Here is a 14,624-nt window from a genome sequence, read left to right as displayed (position 1 = left end):
ACGGGGCTTTTCGCGAACGCTTCGCTAGGGAGACGCTGATTGAATCGCACGTCCGCGCTCGAGTCGCTTTTGCGTGCGAACAAGGCGCGGTGACCGCCGTGCAGTCATTCTGCACAAGGGAGCCGCAACGCCGTTCCCGCGCGAAAGCGGCCGAGCCCCTGCTTTCAATGGCTTGTGGGGTTGGTGCCCCCTGTTCCCCGATCCTGCGTTGCGCCGCTTGCGGGTAGAACCACTACCCGCTGCACGACGCGCCTTGTCTCGGAAAACAGGGGGCACCAACGCGGACGTGCGATTCAATCAGCGTCTCCCTAGCCGGCCGGCTTACTGCTGCGGCTGGATGCTCACGAAACGACGGTTGTGCGGACCACCCACCTTGAAGACGACCTGGCCGTCGACCTTGGCGAACAGCGTATGGTCCTTGCCGCAACCCACGCCCTCGCCGGGATGATACTGCGTCCCGCGCTGACGAACGAGGATGTTGCCGGCGCGCACGACCTGACCGCCAAAGCGCTTCACGCCAAGGCGTTTGCTCTCGGAATCGCGCCCGTTGCGGGTACTCCCGCCTGCCTTCTTATGTGCCATGGTTCAGTTCTCCTGAATGCCTGCGCCGATCAGCCGGCGATGCCGGTGATGCGCACGGTGGTGTAGTGCTGGCGGTGCCCCATCTGCTTCTGGGAATGCTTGCGCCGCCGGAATTTCATGATGTGGACCTTCTTGGCGCGGCCATGGTCTTCGACCTTGGCAGTGACCTTGCCACCGTCCACCAGCGGGGCCCCGACGCGGACATCGTCACCCGCACCGACCATCAGCACCTGGTCGAATTCGACCTCGGAACCGGCCTCGGCCTCGAGCTTTTCGATGCGAATCACGTCGCCTTCGGCGACGCGGTACTGTTTACCACCTGTTGCGATGATCGCGTACATTTCCCTGGGACTCCGTTGCGATACCTTGTGTGGACCAGCCGACGGGACTGGTCTCGCGAAAGGGCGGAAATGCTAGCAGCGCTTCGCTTGCGGGTCAATGCCGGGACCAGCCTGTCTCCAGCGGGCGCACGGCCTTGCGGTTCCCTTGTACAGAATGGCTGCACGGCAGTCACCACGCATTAAATGCACGCAAAAGCGACTCGCGCGCGAGCGTGTACATTTATCAGTGCTTCTCTGTCTGGAAGACAAGCCGCGCCCGCCCGCGCGCGAGCTTGTACATTCGGTGGCGTTTCCCTAGCATGCCTTCGCCCCTCCCGACCACTCTACATATCCTGACAGAGCCCGCTTGCCTACCCCCATGTCCATTGACGCGATCCGAGAACTGGCGGCCGACGACATGCAGGCCGTCGATCAGTGCATCCGCGAGCGCCTGAGCTCGCCGGTGGTGCTGATCAACCAGCTCGGGCACTACATCATCCACTCGGGCGGCAAGCGCCTGCGGCCGCTGCTGGCCACGCTGTCCGCGCGCGCCTGCCATGTGCAGGGCCAGGACCCCGTCACGCTGGCGGCGGTGGTGGAGTTCATCCATACCGCGACCCTGCTGCACGACGACGTGGTCGACGCCTCCGAGATGCGCCGCGGCAACGAGACCGCCAACCATATCTTCGGCAACGAGGCCGCGGTGCTGGTGGGCGACTTTCTCTACTCGCGCGCGTTCGAGATGATGGTCGAGGTCGGCTCCATGCGGGTGATGGAGATCCTCTCCCACGCGACCAACGTGATCGCCGAGGGCGAGGTCATGCAGCTGATGAACTGCCACGACGCCGACGTCGACGAGCAGCGCTACATGCACGTGATCCAGTCGAAGACCGCCAAGCTGTTCGAGGCCGCCTGCCAGCTGGGCGCAATCCTGGGCGAACGCCCGCAGGCCGACGAACAGGCGCTGGCGCGCTACGGCATGCATCTGGGCACCGCCTTCCAGCTGATCGACGATGTCCTCGACTACTCCTCGGATGACGAGGTCACCGGCAAGCGCATGGGGGACGACCTCGCCGAGGGCAAGCCCACCCTGCCGCTGATCCACGCCCTGCGCGTCGGCACACCGGAGCAGCAGGCGATCGTGCGCCAGGCCATCGAGGACGGCGGGCGCGACCGGGTCGACACGGTGCTGCAGGTGGTGCACGGGACGGACGGCCTGGCCTATACCCGGTCCCGCGCGGAGGCGGAAACCGACGCCGCGATCGAGGCCATCTCCACCCTGCCCGACTCACCGCACCGCCAAGCGCTGATCGACCTCGCCCGCTTCGCCGTCGGGCGCAACCACTGACGACCGCGCCCGACCCGATTTTCATCCTGCGGGGGCATGGACACGCCGGGAGAGGCTCGGCATAATAGCGGGCTCGGTTCGGAGTGTAGCTCAGCTTGGTAGAGCACTGCCTTCGGGAGGCAGGGGTCGAAGGTTCGAATCCTTTCACTCCGACCAACCTTCTTCTTTGACCCTGGCTACCCGCCTGTGGCTCGCCGCAAACGGCCCGCCCGGGAGACCGCCAGGTCCCGATCACGTTCAGGTTCCGCGGACACGTCCATGACCGCCAGCACCCCGGCCGCTCGCGGCACCCTCTATATCGTTTCCGCCCCGTCCGGCGCCGGCAAGACCAGCCTGGTCGCGGCGCTCCTGGAGACGGTGGAGGCCGTGGAGGTCTCGGTCTCGCACACCACGCGCAAGCCGCGCGCCAGCGAGGTGGACGGGCAGCACTACCACTTCGTCTCCGCCGAGACCTTCCTCGGCATGATCGAGGACGGGCAGCTACTGGAACACGCCAAGGTGTTCGACAACTTCTACGGCACCGCGCGCGCCAGCGTCGACGAGCGCCTGGACGCTGGCGTCGACGTGATCCTGGAGATCGACTGGCAGGGCGCGCGCCAGGTGCGCGCGGCGGTACCGGACGCCCACTCCATCTTCATCCTGCCCCCCTCGCGCGACGAGCTGGAGCGCCGCCTGCGCGGCCGCGGCCAGGACGAGGAGGACGTGATCCAGCGCCGCCTGCGCGACGCCAAATCCGACTGCACACATTTCCGCGAGTACGACTACACCGTGGTCAATGCCGATTTCGACGAGGCCGTGCGCGACCTGGCCTGTATCTTCCGCGCCAATCGTCTGCGCACCGTGGAACAGGAGACCCGAGCCGCACCCACGATCGGGAATCTGTTGGCGGCGGCGCCGGGGTCGGCGTAACATGCTAGTGAACTGCGGCTGTGCCGCATGGATTTCAAGAATTTACTGACCGGAGTATCCGATGGCACGCGTTACCGTCGAGGACTGCCTCGAAAATGTCGAAAACCGCTTTCAGCTGGTGCTGATGGCCGCCCGCCGGGCCCGCCACATCGCCCACGGCAAGGAAGCGCGTGTACCCGAGGACAACGACAAGCCCACGGTGATCGCCCTGCGCGAGATCGCCGCCGGCGTAGTCGGTCCGGAGGTGTTCGACGAACACGACGAACGGCCCCAGAACCAGATGCTGGACTTCAGCACCATCCGTCATCTGGAACAGCTGGAAGCCGACGAACGCTAGGCGAGGGTTTTCAATGGCCGCTGGGCAGCCAGCCGCGCCCGGGGCCGTTTCGGCGGCAACGGGTGATTCGACCCGATTCCTGATCAGCGATTTGTGTTCCGAGCTCGAGGCCTATCTCGAGCCGGAAGAGGTCGAGGAGGTCTATCGCGCCTATCTCCTGGGCGCGGAATCCCACGAAGGCCAGACCCGCAAGACCGGCGAACCCTACATCTATCACCCCCTGGCCGTGGCCCGCACCATGGCCGAGATGCGGATGGACCACCAGGCGATCTGCGCCGCCATCCTGCATGACGTGATGGAGGACACCGCTACCAGCAAGGACCGCATCCACGCCGAGTTCGGCGAGGAGGTCGCGGAGCTGGTGGACGGCGTCTCCAAGCTCACCCACCTGCAGTTCCAGTCCAAGGCCGAGGCGCAGGCGGAGAACTTCCGCAAGATGATGCTGGCGATCACCCGCGATATTCGGGTGATCCTGATCAAGCTGGCCGACCGCCTGCACAACATGCGCACCCTGGGCGTGATGCGCCCGGACAAGCGCCGGCGCATCGCCAAGGAAACCCTGGAGATCTACGCCCCCATCGCGCAGCGCCTGGGCATGAACGCCATGCGCCGCGAGCTGGAGGCCCTCGGCTTTTCCGCCAAACACCCGTGGCGCGCGGCCGTACTGGAACGCGCGGTGCACCGTGCCGGCGGCAACCGCCGCGAGCCCATGCGCAATATCGAGCAGGCGATCTGCTCGCGCATGGAGGCCGCCGGCATCGTCGGGCGCATCTCCGGACGCGAGAAGGGGCTGTACAGCATCTACCGCAAGATGCGCGACAAGCACCACTCGTTCGAGGAGGTGTTCGACGTCTTCGCCATCCGCATCATCGTCGACGACGTCGATACGTGCTACCGCTCCCTGGGCGTGGTGCACAACCTCTACAAGCCGGTACCGGGGCGCTTCAAGGACTACATCGCGATCCCCAAATCCAACGGCTACCAGTCGCTGCATACCATCCTGTTCGGCCCGCAGGGCGTGCCCATCGAGATCCAGATCCGTTCCACCGAGATGGATCGCGTGGCCGAGAGTGGTATCGCCGCGCACTGGCAGTACAAGGCCGGGGGCGAATCCACCCGGACCGCCCAGAGCCGCGCGCGCGAATGGCTGAAGGATGTCCTCGAGATCCAGAACAGCGTGGGCAACTCGATCGAGTTCCTGGAGAACGTGAAGGTCGACCTGTTCCCCGACGAGGTCTACACCTTTACCCCCGGTGGCGACATCATGGTCCTGCCGCGCGACGCGACCCCGATCGACTTCGCCTACGCAGTGCACTCCGACGTCGGCAACCGCTGTGTGGCGGCCAAGATCGACCGTCAGTTGGCACCGCTGTCGGTGCGCCTGCAAAGCGGCCAGACGGTGGAGATCGTCACCTCCCCCGGCGCGCGCCCCAACCCGGCCTGGTTGTCCTTCGTGGTCACCGGCAAAGCCCGTACCGGCATCCGCCACTGCCTGAAGTCGATGCAGTCCGAGGAGGCCCGCACTCTGGGCGAACGCCTGCTGGAGAAGGCGCTGGAGTCGCTGGACACCAGCCTGCCGCGGATCTCGCCGGCACGCCTGGACCAGATGCTGGACGCGATGCAGCTGAAGGACCTGGACGCACTGCTGGTCGACATCGGCCTGGGCAACCGCATGGCCTCACTGGTCGCCCGCCAGATGGCCGGCAGGGACGCCCCCGAGCCCGCGGCCGACGAGGCACCCACCACCCTCGCGGTCAGCGGTACCGAGGGCCTGGTGCTGAACTACGCCCGGTGCTGTCACCCGATCCCGGGTGACCCGATCATCGGCCAGCTGAGCGCCGGCCGCGGCCTGGTGGTCCACCGGGAAAACTGCCGCAACGTCCTGCACGAAAGCCGCGACCGCAGCGACCGCACCATCACGCTGGAATGGTCGCACGAGCCATCCCTGCAGTTCACCGCCGCGGTGCGCACCCGCACGGCCAACCGCCGCGGGGCCCTGGCCGACATGGCTGCGGTCATCGCCGACCATGGCTCCAACATCGAGCACATCTCCTTCAACGAGCAGGATGGCCACTCCACCGCGATGACCTTCCTGCTGACCGTGCGCGATCGCCAGCACCTGGCCCAGATCATGCGCGGTCTGCGCCGCCTGCCCGACGTCCTGCGCATCTCGCGCCAGCGCGGCTGACGCCCGAGACCTCGGCCGCACCGCCCGCCGGAGCGCGGGCTTCTTGCAGTTGCCCCCGCCGCGACGGAACATCGGGCCATGATCCTCGACATCCTCAGGCAGACGCTGAGTGTCGCGTTGACGGCGGCGCCCTGGCTGCTGCTAGGCCTGCTCGCGGCCGGCGGCGTCAAGGCACTGATTCCGGAGGCTGCCCTGCAGCGCTGGCTGGGCGGCTCGGGCATTCCCGCCACCGCGCGGGCCGCCGTGGTCGGCGCCCCCCTGCCCCTTTGCTCCTGCGGGGCCATCCCGACCGCACTGGCCCTGCACCGCGGCGGGGCCGGGCGGGGCCCCACCACCGCCTTCCTGATCGGCACGCCGGGCGTCGGCGTCGACTCGCTCGCCATCAGCTATGCCCTGCTGGGCCCCATGATGGCCGTGGCCCGGGCCCTGGGCGCCATTGTCACGGCCATCACCACAGGCCTGCTGGTGGGCCGCACCCGCGCCGCGACCGAGCGTCCGGACCCACCGCGGGGCGAACCGGACAGCTGCGGGACCGCCGACGGCTGCGCCACACCCGAGGCCCCGGAGCGTTTGTCCGCACGGCTGCGCGCGGGCCTCGCCTATGCCTTTGGCGGCGTGCTCGACGATATCCGCCTGTGGCTGGTGATCGGCCTGCTGGTCGCCGGCGCCCTGCTCGCCCTGGTCCCGCCGGCCACGCTGGCCGCCTGGGGATCGGGCCTGCCGGCCATGCTCGTAATGGCCGTCATCGGCATCCCCATGTACCTCTGCGCGACCGCCGCAACACCGATCGCCGTGGGCCTGATCGCGGCCGGGGTCTCCCCCGGCACCGTGCTGGTGTTCCTGCTGGCCGCACCGATCACCAGCCTGGCGACCCTGGGCGTGTTTCGCCGCGAACTGGGCACGCCGGCGCTATTGCTCTACCTGACCGGTATCGCGGTCACCACCATCGCGCTGGGGCTCGCCCTGGACGCCGGACTCGCCCACACCGGGGTCGACGTCGCCACGCAGATGGGCACCGCCGGCGAGATGCTGCCCGCCTGGCTCGAGTGGAGCACCCTGGTCATCCTGATCGTCCTGGCCACACCGGTCCTGCGCCGATGGCTGGACCGTCTGATCCCTCACCCACAACCCCGGAGCGCGTGATGTCCAATCGTTCCATCGGACTCGATGGCCCCCTGTATGACTACCTCCTGGAGCACTCGCTGCGCGAGCAGGAGATACTCGCCGAGCTGCGTGCCGAGACCGCGAACCTGCCCGAGGCCAACATGCAGATCGCCCCGGAGCAGGGCCAGTTCATGGCGCTACTGGCGCGGCTCATGGGGGCGCGGCGCTATCTGGAGATCGGGACCTTCACCGGCTACAGCGCGCTGGCCATCGCGCTGGCCCTGCCGGAGGACGGCACGGTCGTTACCCTGGACAAGAGCGCGCAGTGGACCACCACGGCCCGGCGCTACTGGGAACGCGCCGGGGTCAGCGGTCGCATCCGGCTCGAGCTGGGCGAGGCCGGCAACACGCTGCAGGCACTGGAGGCCGAAGGCGAGACCAGCCGCTTCGACCTGGCCTTCATCGACGCGGACAAGACCGGCTACCCCGACTACTTCGAGCACTGCCTGCGCCTGGTCCGTGCCGGCGGCCTGATCCTGGTCGACAACACCTTGTGGCATGGCAGCGTCGCCGACCCGGACGACACGCGCGAAGACACCCGCGCGATCCGCGCCTTCAACGATGCCCTGCACCACGACGAACGCATCGACCTCTCGCTGGCCCCCATCGGCGACGGCCTGACCCTCGCCCGCCGCCGCTGAACCAGCCGCAAGTCTCGATTCACCACAGAGCGCACGGAGTACACAGAGGGGGCTTCAAGGCTGAAATCAAGGGCCTGTTGATTCACCACGAAGCGCACGAAGGCACGAAGAAAATCCTTTTGTTGTAAGCGTTCCTGGTGGCGAACGGCTTTGTTCCAGCCCGCGGGTCATCCTGAACAATTATCCCGCCCCCCTTGTCCTTCTCCGTGATCTCTGTGCCCTCTGTGGTCGAACCGCTGTTGCCCTCGCCCTTCTTCGTGCCTTCGTGCACTTCGTGGTGAATATTCTTTTCCCTGCGCATATCCTCCACGAAGCGTTACAGGCAGAGGCCGCTGTCGGCGAGGCCGCGGCGGCAGATGGCCCGGCGTTCCACCGTGCGCACCACCCAGCCCGCCTCCGTCTCGTCCAGCTCCAGCCGGAATTCGTAGGCCTCGACGGCATCATCACGCAGCCCGGTCAGGCGGACCTCCGCGCGTTCCGGGCGCGGCTGGTCGATCTCCAGCCCCGCGTAGTCGACGGCCAGGCCGGATTTCCAGCCACTGGCCGCGAACCACTCCATCACCGCGGCACCCGGCATCACCCTCGGCTCAAGCGATGGCACCGCCTGGGCCTCGAAGGCCGTCGGCGCGGGTTCCCATCCTTCGGGCAACCCCGCGGACGTGCCGTCATCGCCCGGATCCGGGGTCGACGTGGCGCAACCCGCCAGAAGCAGCGCCAGCACACCCCCTGCAACCTGCCTTCTCCAGTACATCACGTGGACTGCCTCGCAAATCATCCGCTGCCTGGAAACATACCGGAGCGCGAAACGTCCTACCATGAGAGATCAACATCATTGGTCAGCCGCCCCGCGGCACCCCGGAGGACCCGACATGAACCTGCTCGAAGTGCGCCCCATCCTGCTCGCCGGGCTGTGCGGTCTGATGCTGGCCGCAAGCCCCCTGTATGCCGCCGATCACGACACCCACGCAGGGGACGAACCCACGGCCACCGACGAATCGGATGCCGCCATGGAGGACGATGCCACCGCCAGCGAGATGGAGGAACTGCGCGAGTCCTGGGCCGAGACCCGCGAGGAACTCCAGGAGGAAGGCGAGGAGGCCGGCGAGGCCACCCGCTCCCGTACCCGCGAGACCCTGGACGCGATGGACCGCGAACTGAGCCGCCTGGGCAACAACATCCGCGAGGGCTGGGACGACCTGAGCGACGCCACCCGCGAGCGCCGCGAACGGGCCTATGACGGCCTGGTCGAGGAACGGGACCGCCTGGCCGAATGGTCGGGCGAGATGCGCGAGCGCTCCTCCGGCGCCTGGGGCGGGGTGCGCGATGGCGCCCGCGACGCCTGGGGCGGCATCCGTGACGGCTCGCGCAAGGCCTGGGGCTCGGTACGCGACGCCTTCCGCGGGGACGACGCGCCGGCCGACGGCACCGGCGAGCCGGACGTTCAGGACTGATGCCGGACCCGCGTACCCTCCGCGCCGGTTTCGCCGGTGCGGTGCTGCTCCTGTCCGCTGCCACGCTGGCGGGCTGCGACGGCTTCGGCGGGGCCTCCGGCACCCCCGACCACCTCGAACGCACCACCGACCCGGAGATCCTGCAGCGCGGGGAACGGCTCTATCAGGAGCACTGCATCGCCTGCCACGGGGCCCAGCGCGAGGGCGCCGAGAACTGGCGCCAGCGCAACCCGGACGGTACCCTGCCGCCGCCCCCGCTGGATGGCAGCGCCCACACCTGGCACCACCCCTATTGGCAGCTGAAGGACATGATCCGTTATGGCGCCGAGGCGCGCGGCGGCGCCATGCCCAGCTTCGAGGACACCCTGTCGGAGGCGGACGTCGAGGCGATCATCGCCTGGCTGCAGTCACACTGGCCGGACGAGATCTTCGAGGCCTGGAAACGCTACGACCGCAACCATCCCACCCAGGCGGACTGGGAGGAGGCCATGGGCGAACCCTGGGTCACCCATCCCGACGAATGATGCGGCGCGCATGCCGGGGCCCTACAATGCGCACGGAATGGCACGGGCCACGGAGGCGTCTTTCGGATGAGACGCCACCGCGCATACCGGCTGGCAAGGGACGCAGCGCAATCATGACGGCCGGGAGTGGCCCATGCAGTACACCCAGACGCGCAGGCCTCGGACGCGCACAATTTGCCTCGCCCACGGGGGGTGCGCGTGAACCGACGCGCGCGCGACTTCGCGACGGATAGCGAACGCGACCGCCTGCAGACCCTGGTCGAGCAGGAACGCGCGGCTCGCCGCCGCGCCGAGACGCTGGCCGAGACCCGGCTGCAGGACGTCTACGCGAAGCAGCAGCAGATCGAGCTGCTCAACACCATTGCCTCCACCGCGAACCAGTCCGACTCCATCGCGCATGTACTGCGCGCGGCGCTGGCCGCGATCGGACGCTACCTGGACTGGCCGGTGGGGCATGCCTACCTGGCCCGACCGAACCAACACAGTGGCCACAGCCAGCTAGACCCCACCGGCATCTGGCATCTCGCCTCTGCTGAGCCCTTCACCGCCTTTCGCGACAGCACCGAGAACACGAGCTTCGGCCCCGGCGAGGGGCTGCCCGGCCGTGTGCTGGACCACGGCGAGCCCGCGTGGATCGAGGATCTCGCGGCGGACGACAACTTCCCGCGCGCGCCTCAGGCAACGGCCAGCGGCCTGCACTCCGGCTTCGCCTTCCCGGTCATGGTCGGCCACGAGGTGGCCTGTGTCCTCGAATTTTTCGCCACCGAGCCCACCACCACCGACCCCGACCTGCTCTGGCTGATGTGGCAGATCGGCGTGCAGCTCGGCCGCGTGATCGAGCGCAACCGCCACGAGGAACGCCTGCTCCACAACGCCTCCCACGACCAGCTGACCGGCCTCCCCAACCGGCGCTTGTTCCACGACCGGCTGGCGCACGCGATCGCCCGTGCCACGCGAGAGCCCTTCAACCTGTTCGCGGTGCTGTTCGTGGACATCGACCGCTTCAAGGTCGTCAACGACAGCCTGGGCCATCCGGCCGGCGACGAGCTGCTGGTGCGCGTGGGCCAGCGCCTGCTGACCGCGCTGCGCCAGAACGACACGGTCTCGCGCCCCAAGGGGGACGAGGCCAACCGCCCGGACGACACCCTTGCGCGGCTGGGTGGCGACGAGTTCACCATCCTGCTGGAGGGCCTGCACGAGCCGGTGGATGCCCTGCGCGTGGCCGAGCGCCTGCAGGCCGTGCTGCACGAGCCGTTCTCCATCGCCGGGCAGGACGTCTATGTCACCGTCAGCATCGGCATCGCGACCCGGCCCTACGGCCAGAGCTGCCCGATCCAGGCGCCCGGAGACACGGACGACCCGGCCCGTCCGGCCACACCGGATGACCTGATGCGCGAGGCGGACATGGCGATGTACCGCGCGAAGTCACTCGGCAAGGCCCGGTGCGAGTTCTGCGACCCGGGCATGCAGACGCAGGCCCTGCAAAGCCTGGCGCTGGAGACCGACCTGCGCCTGGCGGTGGAACGCGGCGACTTCCGCGTCCACTTCCAGCCCATCATGTCGCTCGGCGAGGAGCGGATCACCGGCTTCGAGGCCCTGGTACGCTGGGAGCGCAACGGGGAACTGGTGCCGCCCGATCACTTCATCCCGATCGCGGAGGACACCGGGCAGGTGCACCTGATCGACATGCAGGTCCTCTACACTGCCTGCCGCCAGCTGGTGGAGTGGAACGCGGACGGGGCGAGAACGCCCCTGACCATCAGCACCAACCTCTCCGCCCGTCAGCTCACCCGCCCGGAACTCGTGGGGGACGTGCAGACCATCCTGGAAGGCACCGGCGCCCCGGCCGCGCAGGTGCGCCTGGAGATTACCGAGACGGCCACCCTCGGCAACCTGGACGAACTGATCGAGACCCTGCACCGGCTGAAGGCCCTGGGCATCAGCCTGGCGATGGACGACTTCGGCACCGGCTACTCCTCGCTCAGCTACCTGCACCGCCTGCCACTGGATATCCTCAAGATCGACCGCAGCTTCGTGGCCGGCCTGGATCGCGACGAATACAGCCAGCGCCTGGTGCAGACCGTGATCCACATGGCCCGCAATCTCGGGCTCGAGGCCGTGGCCGAGGGCGTGGAAAGCCACACCCACGCCGCCACGCTGCGCGCCCTCGGCTGCTCGCTGGCGCAGGGCTATTACTACTCGCCCCCGGTGGACGCCGCGGGTGCAACCGCCCTGCTCGGCGGAACCATGCCGCGCCCGCCGGCCCACTGAGCCGGGGCTCCGGGAAACGCGCTCTGCCCGACCCGCGCGCGTTCGGTCAGACGGCGCGCGGCAACACCCCGCGCCGGCGTGCCAGCACCTGGCGCACCACCAGCTTTTCCAGTTCCACGATCACGAACACCGCCAGGCCAAAGGCCAGGATGCGCGCCCAGTCGTCCGCGCCGATGGCGGTGGTCCCGAACAGGGTGTGCATTACGGGCACGTAGGTGAACGCCAGCTGCAGCAGCACCAGGACCCCGATGGCCAGCCACATCGCGCGCGAGCGGAACAGCTCGCCGCCCGGCAGCACCGGTTGATGGATCAGACGCAGGTTCAGCAGGTAGAAGGCCTGCCCGGCCACCAGGGTATTGATCGCCACGGTACGCGCGACCTCGTCGGCCACCCCAGCCAGGGTCTCCATGTAGACGAAATGCCCGAAGGTCCCGGCCCACAGCAGCAACGCCACGAACGGGATGCGCCAGAGCAGGAACCCGGACAACAGGGGCGTGTCCGGCGCCCGTGGCGGGCGCTGCATCACGCCCGGCTCGGCCTTCTCGAAGGCCAGCGCCATGGCCAGGGTCACCGAGGTCACCATGTTGACCCACAGCACCTGCACCGGGGTGAGCGGCAACGCCAGCCCCATCAGGATCGCCATCATGATGGTCAGCGACTGCCCGGCATTGGTCGGCAGCATATGCAGGATGGCCTTGCGGATGTTGTCGTAGACCGTCCGGCCCTCCTCCACCGCATGCGCGATGGAGGCGAAATTGTCGTCCGCCAGGACCATCTCGGAGGCCTCCTTGGCCGCCTCGGTCCCCTTGCCCCCCATGGCCACGCCGACATCCGCCCGCTTCAGGGCCGGGGCATCATTCACCCCGTCGCCGGTCATCGCCACGATACGCCCGCCCTGCTGCAGGGCACGCACCAGCCGCAGCTTGTGTTCCGGCGAGGTCCGCGCAAAGACGTCCGTACGCTCCGCGGTTTCGGCCAGCGCCCCCTCGTCCAGGGCATCCAGCTCGTGACCGGCCCGCGCCTCGGCATCGCGGCCCAGGCCCAGCTGCTCGCCGATCGCCCGGGCGGTCGCCAGGTGGTCGCCGGTGATCATCTTGACGTCGATTCCGGCCGCGCGGCACTCGGCCACCGCGCGGATCGCCTCGTCGCGTGGCGGGTCGATGATCCCCAGCAGGGCAAGCAGGGTAAAACCACCGGCCTCGACATCATCGAAACGCAGCTCGCCGTGATCGGGTTCGGTATCGCGCACGGCCACGGCCAGCAGGCGCTGACCGCGGGCCGCCACGGCCTCCATGGCGACGTGCCAGCGCTCGCCATCCAGCGCCTCGCGGGTCTCGCCATCGACCTGCTGCTCGCTGCAAAGCTCCAGCACGCGCTCGGGCGCCCCCTTCAGGAAGATGCGGGCGTGACCGTCGTGGTCGTGGTGCAGGGTCGCCATGTAGCGATGATCCGACTCGAACGGGATCACGTCGGTGCGCGGCAGGCGTTCGCCTTCCAGGCGCGGGTCCAGCCCGGCCTTTTGCGCCAGGGTAATCAGGGCGCCCTCGGTCGGGTCGCCCTCCATCACCCAGTCGCCATCCTTCTGGTAGAGCCGGGCGTCATTGCACAGCAGCCCCGCCCGCAGCACCTCGCGCAACAGCGGGTCCTCGTCCGGGTCCAGATCCCGTTCGTCCTCGGAGAACTGCCCCTGCGGCGCATAGCCCACGCCGCTGACGAGGATCTCCCGGGTGGCCGTGCGCAGCGTCTGCGCCGTCATCTCGTTACGGGTGAGCGTGCCGGTCTTGTCGGAACAGATGGCCGAGACCGACCCCAGGGTCTCGACCGCCGGCAGGCGCCGGATGATCGCATTGCGCCGCGCCATCTTCTGCACCCCAATGGCCAGCGCGATGGTCATGATGGCGGGCAGGCCCTCGGGGATGGTGGACACCGCCAGGCTCGCCGCCGCGAGGAACATCTCGTCCAGCGGATAGCTGCGCACCCAGTAACCGAAGGCGAAGGTCGCCGCCGCGATGACCACGATCACGGCCGCCAGCCAGTGACCGAACTGTTCCATCTGCCGGACCAGCGGCGTCTCCAGCCCCTCGACCTCGCCGAGCATGGTGGAGATGCGTCCGATCTCGGTATGCTCGCCGGTGGCCACGACAACGCCCGCACCGCGGCCAAAGGCCACCAGCGTCCCGGAGAAGGCCATGCCGCGCCGGTCCCCAAGGTCGACCTCCCGTTCCACCGTGGCGGTATCCTTCTCGACCGCCACCGACTCGCCGGTCAGGACCGCCTCTTCCAGGCGCAGGTTCTTGGTCTCGAACAGCCGCAGGTCGGCGGGCACCCGGTCACCGGCCTGCAGGTGCACGATATCGCCGGGCACCAGCTCCTCGGCCGGGATCTCGCGACGCTCGCCTGCGCGCGTTACCACCGCGCGCGGGGACAGCATGCGACGGATGGCATCCAGGGCCTTCTCCGCCTTGCCCTCCTGGACGAACCCGATCAGCGTATTGATCAGGACCACGGCCAGGATCACGCCGGTATCCACCCAGTGCCCGAGCAGCGCCGTCCCCAGCGCCGCGACCAGCAGGATGTAGATCAGTACGTTGTGAAAATGGCGCAGGAAGCGCCGGACTACGCCCGCCCGCTCCGGGGGACGCAACTGATTGGGGCCAAAGTGCGCCAGACGTTCCTCGGCCACGACCGCCGACAGCCCCTCGCGGGCGGAGCCCCAGTGCTCCAGCGCATCATCCGCGGACCGGCTGTGCCAGGCGGGGGTCTCCCGGTTGTCACCCGGATCGGTAGGGTCGGGGGTATCGGTCATGGGCAACGCCCTGCTGTGTCAACGTCGCCCTATCGTCGCCCGGCGCCCGGGGGCCGGCAAGGCCCCGAACGCCGGGCAACCCG

Annotated in this window: 13 protein-coding genes and 1 tRNA gene; 10 read left to right on the top strand and 4 right to left on the bottom strand. The window is 68.5% G+C overall.

What is annotated here, in order from left to right:
- Positions 1–321 precede the first annotated feature (321 nt).
- Both rpmA and rplU read right to left on the bottom strand, forming a co-directional pair.
- Positions 322–582, bottom strand: coding sequence for a 50S ribosomal protein L27 (rpmA, locus tag H609_RS0104750; RefSeq protein ID WP_017941884.1), 261 nt, complete (start codon positions 580–582; stop codon positions 322–324).
- Between the two features lie 29 nt (positions 583–611).
- Positions 612–923, bottom strand: coding sequence for a 50S ribosomal protein L21 (gene rplU / locus H609_RS0104745; RefSeq protein ID WP_017941885.1), 312 nt, complete (start codon positions 921–923; stop codon positions 612–614).
- Between the two features lie 358 nt (positions 924–1,281).
- Between rplU and ispB the strand changes: the two genes are divergently transcribed.
- From ispB to H609_RS0104710, 7 genes are all read left to right on the top strand, one after another.
- Positions 1,282–2,250 (top strand): octaprenyl diphosphate synthase, encoded by a 969-nt coding sequence (ispB, locus tag H609_RS0104740; RefSeq protein WP_018867868.1) that lies wholly within the window; start codon positions 1,282–1,284, stop codon positions 2,248–2,250.
- A 79-nt stretch (positions 2,251–2,329) separates the two neighbouring features.
- A tRNA-Pro gene (locus H609_RS0104735) sits at positions 2,330–2,406 on the top strand.
- Positions 2,407–2,508: 102 nt separating this feature from the next.
- Positions 2,509–3,159 (top strand): guanylate kinase, encoded by a 651-nt coding sequence (gmk, locus tag H609_RS0104730; RefSeq protein ID WP_028484418.1) that lies wholly within the window; start codon positions 2,509–2,511, stop codon positions 3,157–3,159.
- A 61-nt stretch (positions 3,160–3,220) separates the two neighbouring features.
- Complete coding sequence (rpoZ, locus tag H609_RS0104725; RefSeq protein WP_018867870.1) at positions 3,221–3,496, top strand: DNA-directed RNA polymerase subunit omega; 276 nt, start codon at positions 3,221–3,223, stop codon at positions 3,494–3,496.
- 13 nt (positions 3,497–3,509) lie between these two features.
- On the top strand, positions 3,510–5,684 hold the full coding sequence (gene spoT / locus H609_RS0104720; protein ID WP_026280229.1) for a bifunctional GTP diphosphokinase/guanosine-3',5'-bis pyrophosphate 3'-pyrophosphohydrolase: 2,175 nt from the start codon (positions 3,510–3,512) through the stop codon (positions 5,682–5,684).
- A 78-nt stretch (positions 5,685–5,762) separates the two neighbouring features.
- Entirely contained in the window at positions 5,763–6,827 is a 1,065-nt protein-coding gene (locus tag H609_RS0104715; protein WP_028484417.1) for an SO_0444 family Cu/Zn efflux transporter, read from the top strand.
- Positions 6,827–7,489: an O-methyltransferase gene (locus H609_RS0104710; protein WP_018878027.1), complete on the top strand. Its 663-nt coding sequence runs from the start codon at positions 6,827–6,829 to the stop codon at positions 7,487–7,489. Before H609_RS0104715 ends, H609_RS0104710 begins: the two co-directional genes overlap by 1 nt.
- A gap of 316 nt (positions 7,490–7,805) precedes the next feature.
- Here H609_RS0104710 and H609_RS14375 read toward each other — a convergent pair whose 3' ends face one another.
- Positions 7,806–8,210, bottom strand: coding sequence for a hypothetical protein (locus tag H609_RS14375; RefSeq protein WP_369771875.1), 405 nt, complete (start codon positions 8,208–8,210; stop codon positions 7,806–7,808).
- 148 nt (positions 8,211–8,358) lie between these two features.
- Between H609_RS14375 and H609_RS0104695 the strand changes: the two genes are divergently transcribed.
- From H609_RS0104695 to H609_RS0104685, 3 genes are all read left to right on the top strand, one after another.
- Positions 8,359–8,940 carry a hypothetical protein gene (locus H609_RS0104695; RefSeq protein WP_018879804.1) on the top strand — a complete coding sequence of 194 codons (582 nt, stop codon included), beginning with the start codon at positions 8,359–8,361 and terminating at the stop codon, positions 8,938–8,940.
- Positions 8,940–9,464, top strand: a complete 525-nt coding sequence (locus tag H609_RS0104690) for a cytochrome c (protein ID WP_018875592.1) — start codon at positions 8,940–8,942, stop codon at positions 9,462–9,464. Before H609_RS0104695 ends, H609_RS0104690 begins: the two co-directional genes overlap by 1 nt.
- A 192-nt stretch (positions 9,465–9,656) precedes the next feature.
- A complete protein-coding gene (locus H609_RS0104685) occupies positions 9,657–11,735 on the top strand; it encodes a bifunctional diguanylate cyclase/phosphodiesterase (protein ID WP_196800895.1) in 2,079 nt (692 codons plus the stop codon).
- Between the two features lie 46 nt (positions 11,736–11,781).
- On the opposite strand, the gene H609_RS0104680 is transcribed toward H609_RS0104685, so the two are convergent.
- Positions 11,782–14,541 (bottom strand): cation-transporting P-type ATPase, encoded by a 2,760-nt coding sequence (locus H609_RS0104680; RefSeq protein ID WP_028484415.1) that lies wholly within the window; start codon positions 14,539–14,541, stop codon positions 11,782–11,784.
- Between the last annotated feature and the right edge of the window lie 83 nt (positions 14,542–14,624).

Origin of the sequence: Thioalkalivibrio sp. ALE17 (assembly GCF_000425605.1) — a bacterium.
Taxonomy (GTDB): domain Bacteria; phylum Pseudomonadota; class Gammaproteobacteria; order Ectothiorhodospirales; family Ectothiorhodospiraceae; genus Thioalkalivibrio.
The sequence above is the reverse complement of the archived record's forward strand: the minus strand, read 5'-3'. Positions and strand labels throughout refer to the sequence as shown.

Bases quoted from the DNA above. Each gene is read 5' to 3' on its own strand.
- rpmA (WP_017941884.1), bottom strand. From the start codon at position 582: ATGGCACATAAGAAGGCAGGCGGGAGTACCCGCAACGGGCGCGATTCC.
- rplU (WP_017941885.1), bottom strand. From the start codon at position 923: ATGTACGCGATCATCGCAACAGGTGGTAAACAGTACCGCGTCGCCGAA.
- ispB (WP_018867868.1), top strand. From the start codon at position 1,282: ATGTCCATTGACGCGATCCGAGAACTGGCGGCCGACGACATGCAGGCC.
- gmk (WP_028484418.1), top strand. From the start codon at position 2,509: ATGACCGCCAGCACCCCGGCCGCTCGCGGCACCCTCTATATCGTTTCC.
- rpoZ (WP_018867870.1), top strand. From the start codon at position 3,221: ATGGCACGCGTTACCGTCGAGGACTGCCTCGAAAATGTCGAAAACCGC.
- spoT (WP_026280229.1), top strand. From the start codon at position 3,510: ATGGCCGCTGGGCAGCCAGCCGCGCCCGGGGCCGTTTCGGCGGCAACG.
- H609_RS0104715 (WP_028484417.1), top strand. From the start codon at position 5,763: ATGATCCTCGACATCCTCAGGCAGACGCTGAGTGTCGCGTTGACGGCG.
- H609_RS0104710 (WP_018878027.1), top strand. From the start codon at position 6,827: ATGTCCAATCGTTCCATCGGACTCGATGGCCCCCTGTATGACTACCTC.
- H609_RS0104695 (WP_018879804.1), top strand. From the start codon at position 8,359: ATGAACCTGCTCGAAGTGCGCCCCATCCTGCTCGCCGGGCTGTGCGGT.
- H609_RS0104690 (WP_018875592.1), top strand. From the start codon at position 8,940: ATGCCGGACCCGCGTACCCTCCGCGCCGGTTTCGCCGGTGCGGTGCTG.
- H609_RS0104680 (WP_028484415.1), bottom strand. From the start codon at position 14,541: ATGACCGATACCCCCGACCCTACCGATCCGGGTGACAACCGGGAGACC.